Source organism: Rhizobium sp. P1_E6, from assembly GCF_056405875.1.
In genome coordinates, this window is sequence record NZ_JBFUBG010000232.1 from 1 (window position 1) to 2222 (window position 2222).

Annotated in this window: 2 protein-coding genes; both read right to left on the reverse strand. The window is 61.0% G+C overall.

All coding sequences use genetic code 11. From position 1 onward, the window contains the following. On the reverse strand, positions 1 to 604 hold a 604-nt coding region (locus AC1D35_RS35675; protein WP_477942685.1), incomplete at its 3' end, for a methylmalonyl-CoA mutase family protein. Beyond that, positions 604 to 2222: ATP-binding protein (locus AC1D35_RS35680; RefSeq protein WP_477942687.1), on the reverse strand; the 1619-nt coding region annotated here is incomplete at its 5' end. The genes AC1D35_RS35675 and AC1D35_RS35680, both read right to left, overlap by 1 nt.

The following is a 2222-nucleotide window of genomic DNA, read 5'->3' on the forward strand; positions in this document are numbered from 1 at the left end:
GATAGATATAGGTGTTGCGAACCATGAACTCCTTGAGGATGTCGTTCTGGATCGTGCCGGACAGCATGGCCCGGGAAACCCCCTGCTCCTCGCCGGCGACGATGAAATTCGCGAGAATCGGAATGACCGCGCCATTCATGGTCATGGAGACCGACATGTCCTGCAGCGGAATGCCGTCGAACAGGATCTTCATATCCTCGACGCTGTCGATTGCCACGCCCGCCTTGCCGACGTCGCCGACGACGCGTGGATGGTCGCTGTCGTAGCCACGATGGGTGGCGAGATCGAAGGCGACGGAAAGGCCTTTTTGGCCGGCGGCGAGGTTGCGCTTGTAGAAGGCATTGGACGCCTCGGCCGTCGAAAAGCCGGCATACTGGCGGATCGTCCAGGGACGGCCTGCATACATCGTGGCGCGCGGGCCTCGCACAAACGGCGCAAAACCCGGCAAGGAATCGAGATGGTCGATCGCCTTGAGGTCGTCCCGGGTATAGAGCGGCCTGATCGCTATTCCCTCAGGCGTCTCCCAGGTCAAGGAATCGACCGGCGATTTCAGCTCCCGCGTTGCCAATGCCTCCCAATCGGCGAGCGTCTTGTCGGAAGACATCACTCAAACTCCATGATCAATTCATCGACCGCAAAGCTTTGGCCGGCAGTGGCTGCCACACGTTTGACGACGCCGCGCCGTTCGGCACGCAGCGTGTTTTCCATCTTCATCGCTTCCACCGTGGCAAGAACCTGCCCGGCCTCGACCGCGTCGCCTTCCTTCACGGCAACATGGGTGATGATGCCGGGCATCGGGCAAAGCAGCATCTTGGAGGTGTCGGCCGCCTGCTTGACGGGCATCAGCGCGGCAAGCTGGGCAACCCGGGGTTCGCGCACATGGGCAATGATATCCATGCCCCGCCAGCGCAGCCGGATACCGGTGCCCGAGGTCGAGATCTTCACGCCTATCTCATCGCCATCCAAACGGAAGACCGCATGGCCCTGGCCGGGCTTCCAGGGGCTTTCGACACGCACCGTGGTTCCGTCGAATCCGACCGTCGCAACCTCGCCCGATCGGTCGATCGATAGAGCGAACGAATGGTCGCCCACCTTCGCCACCCAATCGCGACCAATGATACGGCGATGATTGCCGATCGTTCCCGAAATCAGTGCTGCGCGGCTCTGGACGGCATGATTGATGAACGCTGCGACCGCGGCCAGCTTGCCGGCAGACACCACATCGGCAACGACGCCATGAAATCCGTCTGGAAACTCTTCTGCGATGAAGGCTGTCGTGATCTTGCCGGAACGGAACCTGTCATGCTGCATGACGGCGGAGAGGAATGGCAGGTTATGGCCGATGCCCTCGACTTCGAAATCGTCCAGCGCTCGGCCCATCGCGTCGATAGCGGCCAGACGATCGGGCGCCCATGTGCATAGTTTGGCGACCATCGGGTCGTAATACATGGAAATCTCGCCGCCTTCGAAGACGCCGGTATCGTTGCGAACGATCGTACCGTCCGTCCGCTTGCCCTCCGCCGGCGGCCGATAGCGTGACAGCCGGCCGATTGAGGGCAGGAAGTTGCGGTAGGGATCTTCCGCATAAAGGCGGCTCTCGATTGCCCAGCCGGTCAGGGTGACGTCGTTCTGGCCAAAGCTCAGTTTCTCGCCTGACGCGACCCGGACCATCTGTTCGACGAGATCGATGCCGGTGATGAGCTCGGTAACAGGATGTTCGACCTGCAGGCGGGTGTTCATCTCGAGGAAATAGAAGTTCCTGTCGCCGTCGACGATGAACTCGACTGTGCCGGCCGAATGATAGCCGACTGCTTTCGCCAGGGCGACAGCCTGCTCGCCCATGGCCTTGCGTGTTGCCGCGTCGAGAAAGGGTGACGGCGCCTCCTCGATGACCTTCTGGTTACGCCGTTGGATCGAGCACTCGCGCTCGCCGAGATAAAGCACTGTGCCGTGCTTGTCTCCCAGCACCTGTATTTCGATATGGCGCGGCTGGGTCACAAACTTTTCGATGAAGATGCGGTCGTCGCCGAAGGAACTTTTGGCTTCGTTTTTCGATGACTGGAATCCCTCGCGGGCCTCCAGGTCGTTCCATGCGATGCGCATCCCCTTGCCGCCGCCGCCGGCAGAGGCTTTGATCATCACCGGATAGCCGATCGACGACGAGATCCGAACCGCTTCATCGGCATCCGCGATCAAGCCCATATGGCCCGGAACCGTGGAGA